The sequence below is a fragment of the Mesorhizobium sp. M7A.F.Ca.MR.176.00.0.0 genome (assembly GCF_004023165.1).
GTDB lineage: Bacteria > Pseudomonadota > Alphaproteobacteria > Rhizobiales > Rhizobiaceae > Mesorhizobium.
In genome coordinates this window covers 45,127-59,167 of sequence record NZ_RZTC01000004.1, presented here as the reverse complement: position 1 = coordinate 59,167, position 14,041 = coordinate 45,127, and the positions used below count along the sequence as shown (strand labels likewise).

13 protein-coding genes are annotated in these 14,041 nt (G+C 61.3%); 5 read left to right on the top strand and 8 right to left on the bottom strand.

Going from position 1 to position 14,041, the window contains the following annotated elements; all coding sequences use genetic code 11:
• Positions 1-123 precede the first annotated feature (123 nt).
• The gene (locus EOB59_RS02595) at positions 124-1,437 is read left to right on the top strand and encodes an O-antigen ligase (protein ID WP_128287578.1); all 1,314 of its coding nucleotides are present in this window, start codon (positions 124-126) and stop codon (positions 1,435-1,437) included.
• Between the two features lie 191 nt (positions 1,438-1,628).
• On the opposite strand, the gene EOB59_RS02590 is transcribed toward EOB59_RS02595, so the two are convergent.
• Both EOB59_RS02590 and EOB59_RS02585 read right to left on the bottom strand, forming a co-directional pair.
• Entirely contained in the window at positions 1,629-2,894 is a 1,266-nt protein-coding gene (locus EOB59_RS02590; RefSeq protein WP_164895559.1) for a polysaccharide biosynthesis/export family protein, read from the bottom strand.
• Between the two features lie 100 nt (positions 2,895-2,994).
• Positions 2,995-3,672 (bottom strand): sugar transferase, encoded by a 678-nt coding sequence (locus tag EOB59_RS02585; protein ID WP_023811581.1) that lies wholly within the window; start codon positions 3,670-3,672, stop codon positions 2,995-2,997.
• 601 nt (positions 3,673-4,273) lie between these two features.
• Between EOB59_RS02585 and EOB59_RS02580 the strand changes: the two genes are divergently transcribed.
• On the top strand, positions 4,274-4,549 hold the full coding sequence (locus EOB59_RS02580) for a hypothetical protein (protein ID WP_023811582.1): 276 nt from the start codon (positions 4,274-4,276) through the stop codon (positions 4,547-4,549).
• Between the two features lie 97 nt (positions 4,550-4,646).
• On the opposite strand, the gene EOB59_RS02575 is transcribed toward EOB59_RS02580, so the two are convergent.
• The 6 genes from EOB59_RS02575 to EOB59_RS02550 all read right to left on the bottom strand — a co-directional run bounded on the left by EOB59_RS02575 (position 4,647) and on the right by EOB59_RS02550 (position 10,568).
• Positions 4,647-6,491 (bottom strand): ABC transporter ATP-binding protein, encoded by a 1,845-nt coding sequence (locus tag EOB59_RS02575; RefSeq protein ID WP_128287576.1) that lies wholly within the window; start codon positions 6,489-6,491, stop codon positions 4,647-4,649.
• Positions 6,492-6,499: 8 nt separating this feature from the next.
• Positions 6,500-7,486: a serine kinase gene (locus EOB59_RS02570; protein ID WP_128287575.1), complete on the bottom strand. Its 987-nt coding sequence runs from the start codon at positions 7,484-7,486 to the stop codon at positions 6,500-6,502.
• Positions 7,483-9,405, bottom strand: a complete 1,923-nt coding sequence (locus EOB59_RS02565; RefSeq protein WP_128287574.1) for a lasso peptide isopeptide bond-forming cyclase — start codon at positions 9,403-9,405, stop codon at positions 7,483-7,485. The genes EOB59_RS02570 and EOB59_RS02565 overlap by 4 nt, the downstream gene beginning before the upstream one ends.
• Positions 9,402-9,980: a lasso peptide biosynthesis B2 protein gene (locus EOB59_RS02560; protein WP_128287573.1), complete on the bottom strand. Its 579-nt coding sequence runs from the start codon at positions 9,978-9,980 to the stop codon at positions 9,402-9,404. The genes EOB59_RS02565 and EOB59_RS02560 overlap by 4 nt, the downstream gene beginning before the upstream one ends.
• Positions 9,964-10,278: a PqqD family protein gene (locus tag EOB59_RS02555; RefSeq protein WP_128287572.1), complete on the bottom strand. Its 315-nt coding sequence runs from the start codon at positions 10,276-10,278 to the stop codon at positions 9,964-9,966. The genes EOB59_RS02560 and EOB59_RS02555 overlap by 17 nt, the downstream gene beginning before the upstream one ends.
• A 137-nt stretch (positions 10,279-10,415) precedes the next feature.
• Positions 10,416-10,568 (bottom strand): lasso peptide, encoded by a 153-nt coding sequence (locus EOB59_RS02550; protein ID WP_013891488.1) that lies wholly within the window; start codon positions 10,566-10,568, stop codon positions 10,416-10,418.
• 514 nt (positions 10,569-11,082) lie between these two features.
• On the opposite strand from EOB59_RS02550, the gene EOB59_RS02545 reads away from it, so the two are divergent.
• The 3 genes from EOB59_RS02545 (at position 11,083) to EOB59_RS02535 (ending at position 14,017) form a co-directional block, all read left to right on the top strand.
• Complete coding sequence (locus EOB59_RS02545; RefSeq protein ID WP_128287571.1) at positions 11,083-12,213, top strand: nucleotidyltransferase family protein; 1,131 nt, start codon at positions 11,083-11,085, stop codon at positions 12,211-12,213.
• 95 nt (positions 12,214-12,308) lie between these two features.
• Positions 12,309-13,331: a glycosyltransferase gene (locus EOB59_RS02540; protein WP_128287570.1), complete on the top strand. Its 1,023-nt coding sequence runs from the start codon at positions 12,309-12,311 to the stop codon at positions 13,329-13,331.
• Between the two features lie 290 nt (positions 13,332-13,621).
• Complete coding sequence (locus EOB59_RS02535; RefSeq protein WP_128287569.1) at positions 13,622-14,017, top strand: hypothetical protein; 396 nt, start codon at positions 13,622-13,624, stop codon at positions 14,015-14,017.
• Positions 14,018-14,041: the final 24 nt, after the last annotated feature.

Here is a 14,041-nt window from a genome sequence, read left to right as displayed (position 1 = left end):
GCAATAGGTTATATTGCACTGCACAATGGAGACGCCGTTTATTGCACGCCCATATTTGCGAAGATTCCGGCCGGCTCATGGCTTGCCGGCCCCGGCCCCGGGTCGTGTCGGCAGAACCCTGAGATGAAGATTCCAAAGTCACTGCTGATCGATCCCGAGAAGAACTCGGTCTATGGCGCCTTTGCCGTAGCCGTTTCGATCTGGGCGTTTTCCTATTCGGTCATCTTCGGCCAGATCTTGATCCTGGCCTATTATGCGGTCTGGCTTCCGCTCATCCTGGTCGACTACCGGCGGTTTCTGCGGCATCTGTCCAGCGCCTGGCTGCCGCTGCTGTTTGCGGCCTATATCTGCTTCTCGGTTTTCTGGTCACAGGCTCCCGGCGTCACCGCGAGGACGTCGGTCCAGTATTTTTCCCATATTGCCTGCGCCTACATAGCTGCGCGCACCGTCAGCGTGCGCACGCTGACCATAGGGGCGCTGGTCGGGATATTCGTCGTCCTCATCTATTCGCTGAAGGTCGGGAACTATTCCGAGGATGTTCTCGACGGCACCGTGAACTTCGTCGGCGCCTTCGCCTCCAAGAATCAGATCGGCTTTGTCGGCTCGCTCGGCATCTATTTCTGCGTTGTCTTCCTTGCTTTCTACAGGCGCGGCCGGCTCAGCTTCATCCTGGCGGTGCCCGTTGTGCTGCTGTCGGCCTATGTCCTGGTCGCTTCGCATTCCGCCACCTCGATGGCGTCGATACCCGCGGTTCTGGCGCTGGTGGCGCTTCTTGCGATGAGCAAACTTCTGTCACGCCGCTATCGCCGGGTCATCTTCCTGATCGGCGCCGGCCTGCTGGTCGTGACGGCCTTCGTCGCCTTGAATCTCGGGCTGATGGACTTCGTCCTCGGCCTCTTCGGCAAGGATTCGACGCTCACCGGGCGAACCTATCTGTGGGAGCAAGGCTGGAACACGGTCCAGAAATCGCCGATTCTCGGCGTCGGCTATGCCGCCTATTGGGTGCAGGGCTTCGCTGAAGCCGAGCGGCTGTGGAACGAATTCTACATCACCACCCGCACCGGCTTCCACTTCCACAACACCTATATCGAGGCCCTCGTCGAACTCGGCTTCGTCGGAGCGACGCTGGTGTCGCTGATCATGCTGCGCACGCTCTACGGCCACGTCTCGGCGGTGATCTTCAAGGCATGGCAGGCGGACTCGGTGATCCTTTTCGGCGTGATGGTCCTGCTGCTGATCCGCTCCTTCGTCGAGGTCGAGATACTGAACCCCTACATCATGGGTTCTTTCCTGATGTATTTCAGCTTCTTCAAGCTGGTGCGGCTGCCCGTTACCCGCAGGCGGCGGTCACCGGCTCTGGAGCCGGCTGACGCGGCCGGGGGCGAGACTGACTGGCCTCGGTATGCCGGCCGTCCGGCGGGCGCAGGTCCCTCATAAACTATCATCTCGCGGGCTGAAGGGAGCGGCCTTCCTTTTTTGAGCAAGCATGTGCTCGGACGGGAAGCCTCGATCCCGAGACGGCTATTATGGTTTCCGCAGGGAGATGTTCAAACAACTGAGCCAGAGCCTCATCCCGATTCGTCGGGTGAGGCTCTGGCTCGAAACACTGGATCGTGTTGGAAGTCGGTCTATTGGCTGGCCAGCGGCGCCAGCTTGATCTTGATCACATCGCCAGGCAGCACCGGAGTTTCTTCCGTGGCGGCTATTTCGGTGGTCTTGCCGTCGACATTGCGCACCAATGAATAGAGCAGGGTCGGCTGCTGATCATTTGTCATAGCGGCCGCCATCGCGGGATCGCTGGCCTGGGCTATCAGGCCTTTCTGCATGTTCACCTTCAACGCGGCCTCGTTCAGGTCCGCTTCGGTCTGCTGCCGGTCAGTGGCGAGACTTGAACTCAAGGTGTTCTGGGCATCGATAGCATCCTGCTTCGCCTTGCTGATCGCCTGCTTGGCGGTGAGGATGGCGGTTTCGTAGTCCAGGATCTTGCCCTGCAGGTCGGCCACGGACTGGCGCGAATCCAGCAGTCGGGCATTGGCGATCAGGCCTTTTTGCGCCAGCGGACCGATGCTGGCGAGTTGCTGCTGCGCCAAGTCGACCTGCTGCTGCTGATTGACGATCTTCTTCTGCAGCGACTCGATTTCAGATTCCAAAACCCCCTTCAGGTCGTCGAGCGCCTCGAGTTTCAGCTTCAGCGCCTTTTGGTCGGCCGTCAGAATCGTCATCTCGTCCGCCACGATGGCCGGCAGTCTCGGATCGCCCTCGACCTCCTTCGGCACGTCGAAACTCGCCTTGCCGGCCATATCCGCATCGATGCGGGCGCGCCTGACGATCAGTCGGATGCGCTGGTCGTCGGAGATGTCGAACATGCCCTTGGCGGTGACCAGGTCCTTGCCGAGCTGGGGGCCGTAATCGGCGTTGCGCCTGATGCCGCCGGCGACGCTGATCGCCTTCAACACCGTCAGGTCCGGGACATAAGGAAATTGGCCTGGGTTCTGGACTTCGCCCGAAATGTAGAATGGCCGGAACTGCGCCATCTCGACCGAGGCTTCCGGTCGGTCCGACAAAGCGAGCTTTTTCTGCAGCGCATCGCCGATCGCCGCCGAGATTTCGGACGTGGTCTTGCCGGATGCCGGCAACTCGCCGGCGAACGGCACCGACAGCGTACCGGATGGACCGACCGTGTACTCGCCATTCACCGCCGACCAATCACGAAATGTGCCTTCGACTGTCTGCCATTCGGCGACGCGGATGGTGAGCTTGTCTTGCGAGCCGAGGCGATAGTCGCCGGCGGCGGCGATGTGCGGGGCGACGAGCGCCATGGCAAGGCATGTGGCCAGCAAACGCGCCCGCCGCAGCCGGCCGGAATCCGGGCCGCTGCGAAAGGCTTCGAACAAATCTGTTTTCAACTCAACGTTCCGATCCGCTATAGCCCCATCGCCCGATGAGCTTGCGTCGAATGGCCGATGCCAATGTCTGGCATTGGCCACCGGCCGGTCAGTAAGAACCACGCGACATCCAGACGGCCGGGACGGTCTTGATGATGATGCGAACGTCCTCGAACAGCGACCAGTTCTCGACATAGTGGCGATCGAAGGCGACGCGGCTGTCATAGGACACATCGTTGCGGCCGCTGACTTGCCACAGGCCGGTCAGGCCCGGGCGGGATTTCAGGTAATAGACGGCGGACGTGCCATAGATCTCCAGCTCGTCGCGCACGACCGGACGAGGGCCGACAAGGCTCATGTCGCCCTGCAGGATGTTGATGATCTGCGGCAGCTCGTCGAGGCTGAGTTTCCTCAGCACAGCTCCGACACGGGTAACGCGCGGATCGTTCTTCAGCTTGCGGGTGGCGATCCATTCCGCGTTGGCGTCCGGGTTGGTGGCGAGATAGGTTGCCAATACCCTGTCGCCGTCCGGAACCATGGTGCGGAACTTCAGGCAAGGAAAAATCCGCCCGCCGCGTCCAATTCGCCTGTGACCGTAGAAAATCGAGCCGCCGTCGGAAAACTTGACCAGCAGCGCTATCATGACAAACAGCGGGCTGAGTGCGATCAGTCCGATCAGTGAACCGGCGATATCGAAGCTGCGTTTGAGCAAGCCGCCGATCGGTGGCGGAAAATCGATGTCAGCCTGCGAAAAGCTCGCCGTGGCCGACTTGGCAACGTCCCTCATGCCGTAAACTCCATGCGTTGAACGAATGGTTCAGCGCACGATACCAAAAAAATGTTGCAGCGCAACACACAATTTACCACCCCATTGAAATAGTCACGTCATGAATTGACTAAATAATAAGCTTGTCATGCACAAATTTCGGCGTATTTAGCACATTTGTGACAATAAATGGGCACGGCCGAAAAAATAGAGGCCTTTGTGGGGCGGTTTTTAGGCGGACCTACCTATTTGCCAAGGCAAGCTGAAAATTAGTGCTTTATCATGCCCTGATGCTTGGTGAAAACCGTATAAAATACTACTTAATATTGTCTATCTTACTGGAAAATGCCGAGGAGAGGAGATCGGCTTAGCTCCCGTTGCGTGCATTGCAGCATGGCAGAGTCGATCGCAAAAGCTCGATCAAAAATATCCGAAGTTGCCCTTGCCGCCTATTGCTCGCCTTAATAGAATTGCAAATTATACCTGTCACGGTGACGACAGGTGGAAAAGGCCGGAAGCAACCGGTCGAGAGTGGGCGACCTTAACAAGCCCACATGACAAGGGACGGCGCTCGGGTGGGGCAATCTTGATTATACCCGAGCCGGTTTATGGGCTGTTGGGTATGGCACTTCCAAAATTCATCCTCGGGATGATTTTCGCTCTGGCGATCGTCGTCGGCTGGTCCTGGCTGGGCGGAGCGTCGATAGGCACGATATTGGTGCGCGTCATCATCTGCGCCGTGATCATTCAGGCCGGCTATTTCGTGCTCATCTACACCATGATCGCCAGGAGCGCGCCGACGCCTGCCGACATAGCCCGTGACGCCGAGCGCAAACTGAACGCACCAGAGGTCGCCGAAAGCGAGAAGCTGGGCGGTGCCAGGCGCGGCCTGCATTGATGCAGATTGCTCAAACCTGCCCCCGGTTTGTAGGCATGCTTCGAAACAAGAGACTAGGCGCCGCGTGAATCCGTTTCGGCGCGTCTTGGTCGCCGGCTCACGCGACATCGGCGGGTTCGCTCTCTGACTGTTCCCCCGACAGCATCCTCGACAACCGGCTGCCGTTTTTTTCCTTCAGCCGCTGATATTGGCCGACCTCGACGATACGGCCGTTTTCCATCGCCACCACCCAGTCGGCGAAGGCGATCATCGACGGCCGGTGCGCGATGGTCAGGATCGTCATCGTGCCGCGCAATCCGTCGATCGACCTGGCGATCAGCGACTGGTTCTGCCAGTCGAGCGCGCTGGTCGCCTCGTCCAGGATGAGCAGTGACGGCTTGCGCAGCAGCGCGCGCGCGAGCGCGATGCGCTGGCGTTCGCCGCCCGAGAGCCGCACGCCGCGATCGCCGACCACCGTCTCGAGCCTGAGGTCGAGCCGTTCGACAAACTCGCCGGCGTGCGCCTGATGCAGCGCGGCCCACAGGTCGCCATCGCTGGCCCGTGGCGCGGCAAGGCGCAGGTTCACCGCGATCGTGTCGTGCAGGAGGAACACGTCCTGCGGCACATAGGCCACCTGGTCGCGCCAGCGACGGCGATTGCTGGCATCGATCTCGACGCCGTCGACAAGCATCATGCCGGTGGTGGGCTCCAGCAGGCCAAGCAGCATATCGGCGATCGTGCTCTTGCCCGATCCGGACGGGCCGATCAGGGCGGTGACCTTGCCGGCGGGCAGGCCGAAGGTGATGCCGCTCACCACCACCTTGTCGCCAGCATCTCCATAGGCGAAGGAGACACCGCGAATATTCAATCCCGTATTGAGGGAGAGTGTCCCGGCGTCGGCGAACTCGGTATGGCCTGGTTCGCGTTCGGCATCGAAACGTGCCTGCAGGCTGCGCATTGCCGTAAAGGCGGGCAGGTTGATCAGCACTTGCTGGGCTTGCGTCTGCATGCCCATGAAGCGCGGCGCGATGCGCATGAAGACCAGGAGCAGGACGACGATCTCGGCCAGCGACAGGTTGAAGCGAACCAAAGCCACATAGATGAACAGGCTCAGGCCCACCACGCTCGCCACTTGGAATACCGCGGTGCCGATGGTGCTGTTGCGCACATAGTCGATGTTGTCGGCCTTCATCTTCTCAAGCGTCGACCGCAGCTGCGCGAAATAGCTGTCCTCGACGTTCAGGCTCTTGGCCACCTTGATGCCGCCGAGAAATTCCGAGACCGTCCGGTACTGATCCTGTCGATTGGCGGTCAGCACACGGCCGAAGGCAGTGGCCCGTGTCCGGAAGGGCTGCAGCGCCACGAACATCAGCATGCCGATGACGAGGGCAAACAGCGTCATGACCGGCGAGATGAACATGGAAACCAGGAGATAGCCAGCCAGAAGAACGGCGATCTGCACCAGCATCAGCAGTGAGAACGCCGCGCCCTGGACGCGGTCGATGTCGCCGGTCAGGGCATGATCGAGGTCGGAACTGCGCATGCGGGTAAAAACGCCCCAGCGCGCCTTGCCGATGCTTTCGAACAGGTTCATGCGAACGCGGTTGACGAAATCGAACAGCAATTTGGCCATGTAGACCGACTTGAAGCGATTGAACGCCGCCTGCGCTGCAACAAGCCCGACCAGCATGCAAAGCACGGTCGTCAGTTGCAGCGTGCCGTCAGGCACCAGCCAGCGCACGAAATCATTGTTGGGCAGCCGAACAGCGAAATCCTGGTCGGCGCGTCCGACCAGATGCAGCAGCGGGATGAGCAGCAGGATGGAGATGCCCTCGGTCAGGCTGCCGAGGATGAGGAAGAAAAGCGCCGTCCATGTTCGCCGGCCGCCGATCCGGGCAATGGCGGCGCCGAATGCGGCAATTTCTCGAAACAGCGACAGGCGAAGGGTTAGGGGCTTCGACATGGTTGCGCTCACGACCGCCGGCTGCCAGCCGACAGATCCTTTTCGATCAGTTCCACGGCTTCACCGATCCTGTCCAGGCCCGTCGGGACTTCCAGCCGCCGCACGCCGATATGGTTGGCAATCCATGAACATTGCCGAAGATGCGCCGCCGCGAAGTCGTCGGGGAGGGCCGCGCGGCCGAAGCGCGTCACATAGGAGAATTTGATGATGGCCGGCAGGGCGGCAATGGCGGGCAAGGGCGTAATGCCAGCCCTTTCGCCGCGCTCGAGGATATAGATCCTGGTCGCCGGCACCTTGTCGCCCGAAAAGTCACCGTTCAGGCGATGCTGCATCTTGTCGATCGCCGGATGCACTTGCGGCCGCACTTCCGCTTCCCCGAGCGAGATCGCCGCCGCGGCGTCGGCCGCCAGCTTGATCTGCGGAAAGCCCGGAACGGTCATTGGCTCACTCGGATTGGCGAGGTCCAGCGCCACCACATCATCGGTAAGCAGTCGATGCCCGGCCCGGATCATCGCACTTGCGGTCGTCGACTTGCCGGCACCCTTGTCACCCATGAAGATGGCGCTCGTGCCGGCGGCGGCGATGGCGCTGGCATGCAGGACAAGCAGGCCGCGCCGGTGCAAGAGCAGCGCCATGACCGGGCCGAGCAGCGGAAACGCCAGCAGCGCGTCGTCGACGCCGGGCGCCGGTTCAATGTCGATACGGTTGGAATCGGTGATCAGGAACGCGCCCACGGCATGCCAGGCCAGATATTGCCGGTCCGCCTCGAAGCGAAAGTCGGTCGCGGCTTCGGGCGCCGGCTTTGGCAGGTCGATCGCGCCGACGGCGATCACGACATCCGCCGCCCCGGGCGGCGCCGGCTGCAGTTCGGGCAACATCACCTCCGACGCGATGGTCAGACCATAGGCGCGGTAGAAGCGGCGTTCTCGCATGGCCCGGCCATGCGGACGGGAATTATCACTGTATGCGGCCATCGGCTCGTTGCGCGGCATCACGTGGGGCTCCCGCCGTGCTGGAGTTGCCGCAGCCAGAGCGACAGCGAGGCCGAGCGCCAGACATACTGGACATCCAGGGGGGCTGCCTGATCGGGCTGGCGCAGCAGTCGCGCATAGGCAGCACTCACTTGCGGCAGATTGACATAAGGCGCGATGCGGCCTGCATCCGAGACCAGCAGCTGTTCCAGGAGGTCGCGATGATTGCGCAGCATGCCGTTGACGAGATTGGCGGTGAAGTCGATCTTGTCGCGTCGCCACTGCACCGCCTCCGGCAATACGCCTTGCATGGCGCGACGCAGCACATAGCGACCAAAGCCGTGGCTCAGCTTCTCCTCGCCCGGCAATGCCAGGCAGAACTCGACCAGCGGCTTGTCCCAGAAAGGGTATCGCGGCTCGACGCCGAAATTGGCGGCGGCCTTGTCGAGAACCTCGAAAGCATGCGGGACATAGCCGTTCGACAGGATCCAGCGATGGCTCAAGGCGTCGCTGGCCTGAACGCCGGGCGGCATATAGCCGGCCCGGTGAAACCGGTCGACAAGCTCGGTGCGCTTGGCAAGGTCCGGATTGATCAGGTCGCGCCAGCTTCGTGCGCGCTGCACGTGCGCGGGCTTGCGGATCCTGTTCAGGGCACGGTTGGCCAGATGCCTCAGCTTGGCGATGCGCCAGGCCGGCCCGTAGAGGGTCAGGAACTGGAGATAAAGGCCAAGCGTGCTGTCGCCATAGGTATTGGAGGCGCTGCGGACCTCGCGCCACAGATCCATCCATCGGCCGCCATTCGCAAGCTCGTGCAGGTGACCATGGCCTTGGGAAACGACCTCGTCGCCGCCATGGCCGTCCAGCAGCACCTTGATGCCCTTGGCGCCGGCAGTCCGGTAGATACCGCGGGTGAGCGTCAGGCCCGGCGCCAGGAACGTTCCTTCCTGTTCCTCCAGCACGCGTTCGAATTCGGCGAATGGGGCATAGTTGCCGACCGGGATCAGTGTCGCGTCGACCTTCTGCTGGTCGAGAACGGCATCGATGAAGGGCCGCTCGTCCATCGGCGAGCCCTTCTCGAAAACCAGCGAGAAGGTCGGCAGCTTCGGCTTGCGCGCAGCGGCATTCTGCAGGCCGGCGACACAGGCGATAGATGAGGAATCGAGGCCGCCGCTCAGCATTGCGCCGACTGCCGAGGTCCCTCGCAGGCGGTTGCGCACCGATTGCGAGAACAGATGGGCGAATTCCTCCGATGCATCCGACCGCAAGGGCCGCGCCGACGGCTCGATCTGCCAGTATCGACGCAACATCACCTGTTGCGCGGTGACGGTCAGGCTGTGGCGGGCCGGCAGGCTGAATATATCGCTGTAGGGGGTCGACTGCGGGTCGTCGGGAAGCCCGGCCAGGAAGCCGGAGATCTGGCGCTCGCTGACACGTGCGCGGATACCTTCGACGCCCAGGATCGGCCCGATCTCGGACGCGAAGGCAAAACGCCGGTCCGCCGCGTGGTAGTAGAACGGCTTGACGCCAAAATGATCGCGCGCGCAAAACAGCGATTGCCGCTCGTCATCCCAGATGGCGAACGCGAAATCGCCTTGGAGATGCGCCGGACAGGCTTCGCCCCAACGCAGATAGGCCCGCATCAGCACGATCGCGTCGGCCATCGACTGGTCGCGGATACCGAGCCTGGCCAGCAACTCGTCACGGTTGTCCAGCCGGCAATCGGCGGTGATGGCGAGCCGGCCGCCAGCCATCGTCAAAGGGCCTGGACCGACCTCATCCGATGTGTTGAGCCAGGCGTGGGCAAGGGCGATGCTGGTGTCCAGCCACCAAGAACTGCCGTCAGGACCGCGATGGCGCATGCGCGCCAGCATTTGCTGAATGTCTGCCGCCGCGACCGCCGGTGCGTGTGCTCCGCGCAGCAGGATTCCAGCGACGCCGCTCATCGGCTGCCGTGGTCGACGAGATGGGCGAAGCCGTCGATCGATCCGCCAAGCACGACATGGTTGTCGCTGACCAGCCAGGCATGTGCTTTCAACTGCTCGCCCGTACCACGTTCGATGCCGATGCGTATCGTCGATTCATTGCCTTGGCGGGCGAGAATATACTGGCCGGAGAGCGCCTGGGTCAGGCACGTAGCGTAAGGGACGAAACGGGCCGCGGCGGCAACGCCCCAGGCGACACGCCGCAGTTCGCCCATTGAAGCGCACTGCCGCGCGTCTAGGCGCGTCACCAGGCTGCGTACACGATTGTAGGACAGCAGCGTCAGCCCCAGCCGAACTGTCGCTACCACCAGCAGGCAATGGCCAAGGAAGATCATTTCCGAGCCGCTCAGGGAGAAAATCCTGACCAGCCCGTGCCGGCTTCCGCCGCGCTTCGACTGCTTGAAGCCTGTTTCCCTCGCGGGTTCCTGCCGTAAAGCCGTGGCCCGCGAAACCAGGGCCCGCGAAACCAGGGCCCGCGAAACTATGGCCTGCGAAACCAGCGCCTTGTGCTGGGCCGGCTTAGACAAGTGCCTCATGATGCCGTCTCGCAAGCCCATTATCAGTCAGGCCCTTCAGCAATGCGTCGACATCGGCCTGGCAGCGCACCGGGTCAACATTATAGCGCGCAAGCACGGCGCTGCGGATGTCGCCGATCGACCGGGGCTCCTGGATCAAATCCCAGATGAAGGCGCCGACGCCATTCAGGCTGTAGTAGACATTGGATTTGAGATTGAGCAGCGCCAAGCCATCGCCGAACTCGCAAGCCACGGCATCCTTGGTCGCACTCACGCTATCGTGGTCGGCCAGATCATGGTCGGATAGCTTCCCGTTCATCCCCGCACCTCACTGACAAAACGCTTCGACATCTCCGGTTGGCGCAGGAGAAGTCGGGAGGCTGGCCCCCCGACCCCTCTTACGTCTGCTTTTGAATCCAGAGTCCCAAAATGTCACTCTGGAGACGGCTATAAGTCTCAGGAGAACGTCAGGTCGCCGATCGGCGTGTGCGCGGGGAACGATGCGTCGATCGCCGTGTTGCCGCCGCCACCCTGGGTGATGGTCTCAATCGAACCATGAACCGTCAGGCTTGGTGTCTCGTATTCATGCTTTTCAACATTCTGTTCCATTTTACTCTCCGATTTAGGACTGGAAACGGCCTGTCGAGTGCCGTCAGCACTTTTATGCTGCAATGCAATAGCTGCACGGCAGCATTTATGAGTCAAGACTGTTTTACCTTCCGTTAATCAATTACGTTGCTGGCGTCAGGACATGAGCGGCCATGCCTAAAACTTGTCACTTTTTAGCCGATTCCTTGGGCATGATGGCAGCGCCTGTGCTGATTCTTTAAGCGTATGATTTTGCTTGCATAAATCGTTTGCTTTGTGCTTATTTTTAGGCTTCGCTAATGGAAAGAATTTTCTGTTTGGAAAATTCGGCCGGGGATCGGCTAAAAGACCTGGCAAGGATATTTCAGCCGCGGTTCTCACTTCTTTCCGACGCGATCTCGATAGACGCTTCGGTTGCAAAAATTCGCACTGCAAAAGGAAAGGCTTTACGGCATCGAGGTTTTTGGTGATGTTTGCTTCGCACATGCAGCATAAGTGTTCGCGCAAACCGCTTTCTTGGGAGATTGTGCGCTAAATGGCCTTGCCTGACGGCTCATACGAACGATTGCGCACCGCCGGCTGTGCCGACGAGGTGGCCTGCGTGCAGGCCTGCCTGCGATTGTATTTCGCCGGGCCGCACGCCGGCGCGGGCGACATTTCGATGCGTGATCTGGACGGTGCCAAAATTGCCGACATCGCCAGGCTGAACAAGGTCGCCATCTTTGTCCTCAAGGCCCTTTCGCGCGCACCCGCGCTTGAGAGGCCGCCTGAGCTTTTCCGATGGCTCGACACCTACCGCAGGAGGACGGTTTCGATGAACGCGTCCTGCATCATGGATTCCATGGCGGTCCATGATGTGCTGCGCGCCAGCGAGATCGATTTTGTTTTTCTGAAGGGTCCGTTCCAGCAGCAGCTTCTCTACGACGACCACTTCATGAAGCCGTCCGGCGATGTCGACATCCTGGTTTCGCCGCTCGGATTTTTCAGGGCGCGTGATGCGCTTCGCCAGATCGGTTATGAGGTATCAGGCAAGTCGAACTCCGTCTGGTGGGTCCGCTTCCTCGGCGAACAGCACATGACCCGGGACGACGGACCGAGGTCGTCCACGGTAGATCTCCATTACCGCCTCCAGCAGCCCGGCTCGCCAAGCCCGCGCGACGCGGACGGGTTTCTGCGGCGCAAGCGACAGGTCGAAATCGCCGGTGCGACGGTGCCGTTCACCTCGGTGGCCGATACTTTGCTTTTGTCCTGCATCAGCGTCGCCAAGGCACTTTTCAACCGGGAACCCTGCGCGGGCTACGTCTGTGATATCGGTGCCAGCGCCGCCCGCCTCGACGAGGCGGATCAGCAGCGTTTGCTCGATGCCGCAACCGTGCAAGGTTTGGACGACACGCTGCTGCTTGGCCTGCGCGCCGCCGATGTGCTACTCGGCGGCGCTGGCACGCTGCTGTCGCAGCGCGCGACCAGGATCCTGTCGCGCATCGGCAATGAGGATCTGCTCAGCATGGTCATCGCGCCATGGCTGCCGTCGCTGCGGTGGCCACAGCGGCGAACGGTGCTGTGGGAACTGTGCGGCCGCGCGCCGGTCCGCTATCTGGCCGAAGCCGGCTGGGCGGCGTCCGCCGATATCAGCCGCCGCATCTTCGAGCGGCCGGGGAGTCGCTGAATGAAGGCAAATTGGGTGCTGATGGCAATTCTGTAGGGCATCGAAGGAGTACGGGGCGAGGGCAAATCGATATTACCTGTACGAGAGGCAAATCCATGTCGATGACGAAATCCGAGGTCTGCGTGATCATCGCGGCAAAAAACGCGGCAGCGACAATCGCCGTCGCCATCGCATCCGCGTTGCGCGAACCGGAAGTGGCGGAGGTCGTCGTTGTCGATGATGCCTCTACCGACGACACCGCCGATGTCGCACGATCCGCCGATGATGGCAGCGGGCGGCTCTCCGTGATGCGCCTCGATGTCAATCGCGGCCCCTCCTTTGCCCGCAACGCAGCCATCGCCGGCTCGAAATCGCCGTTCATCAGCATTCTTGATGCCGACGATTTTTTCCTCGAAGGCCGGTTTCGCAACCTGTTTGCCGGCGCCGATTGGGATTTCGCAGCCGACAACATCATGCTGATCAGGGATGATGCGACGGGCGACGCGACGAAAATCGTGGCGCCGCAATTTGCCGCCGATCCGGAATTCCTCGATTTCGAGCGCTTCGTCGAAGGCAACATCTCCAGGCGCCGCGTGCAGAGGGGCGAACTGGGCTTCTTGAAGCCGGTGATAAGCCGTGCCTTCCTCCACCGCCACGGGTTGAGCTACGACGAGAGCCTGCGGCTGGGCGAGGACTATGAACTCTACGCCCGCGCAGTCGCATGCGGGGCGCGGTTCAAGGTCATTCGCTCCTGCGGCTACGGCGCCGTCGTCCGCGCCGATTCTTTGAGCGGCCGCCACAAGACTCAGGACCTGAAGCGTTTGGCCGATGCGGATCTGGCGCTGCTGGCGATCGACAGTCTGCCGGAAAGCTCGAAGGCGGTGCTGCGGCGGCATGAACGGCAAGTGCGCGACAAATATCGGCTGCGCAATTTCCTTGATGTCAAGGCCGAGCGGGGGCTGGCATCGGCCGCGGCTTACGCTTTCGCCAGCCTGTCCAACCTCGTCCCCATCGTCCAGGGCGTGGCTTCCGACAAGCTCGAGGCGCTGTTTCGTCGCGTCGGCCTTATGTCCAGCCAAAAGCCTGTGCCGCCGCTGCGCTTTCTGATGGCCGGAACCAGCACGGGCAAGGAACGCTGAGAGCGGACCCCGGTGCTTGCGATTTGTCCGCTCGCAGCACGTCATCACGCAAACCATTTCGGCCGGATTTATGAGTTTACGAATTGGGTGGTTGCCTCGCGGCTCCGACGATGGCAGTCTATGTTGCGGTGCAGCATAGTGGACGACCAGCCGAACTGGCCCCCGATCGGATTGGTCCGATGTTCTCCCTCAAAAGGAGCAGGACAACGCAACACGAATTTTTGAGCCCCGGCTGCGGGGATCGGCCAGAAGCCCGGCCCACAAGCCGGCGATGACAGGAATCTGAGTTCATGGCCTCGATATTCGGTTTCAGATCAAGGGATCCGGCCCGCGACCGGCAGGCCGATGTTTCACGTCTTGATCGTCTGGCAAAGCTGTTCGAACAGATTGCGGCCGAGATCGAGGCCGAGAGAACCGGGCTTGAGAATCGCTACCGGACAACGTCGACCAACGCCGCCTTCCTGGTCGAAGCCATGGAAAACGGCTCAGCTTCCGACAAGCGGTCTTCGGAAGTCAGCGCGCTGACACAGTCGATCCTGAATTGCGAACGCCGCATTGCGGCGCTGTCGCGCCAGGACGGCATGATGAAAGAGCTCCGTCATTCGCTGGATATGGTCTTCGACGAGAATGCCGATTCGGCCGCCTCGGCGGAATTCGCCTGGCCGGCAGGCGCCGGCAGAGGTTGAACGTGAAGGTTCGGAACTGTTGCA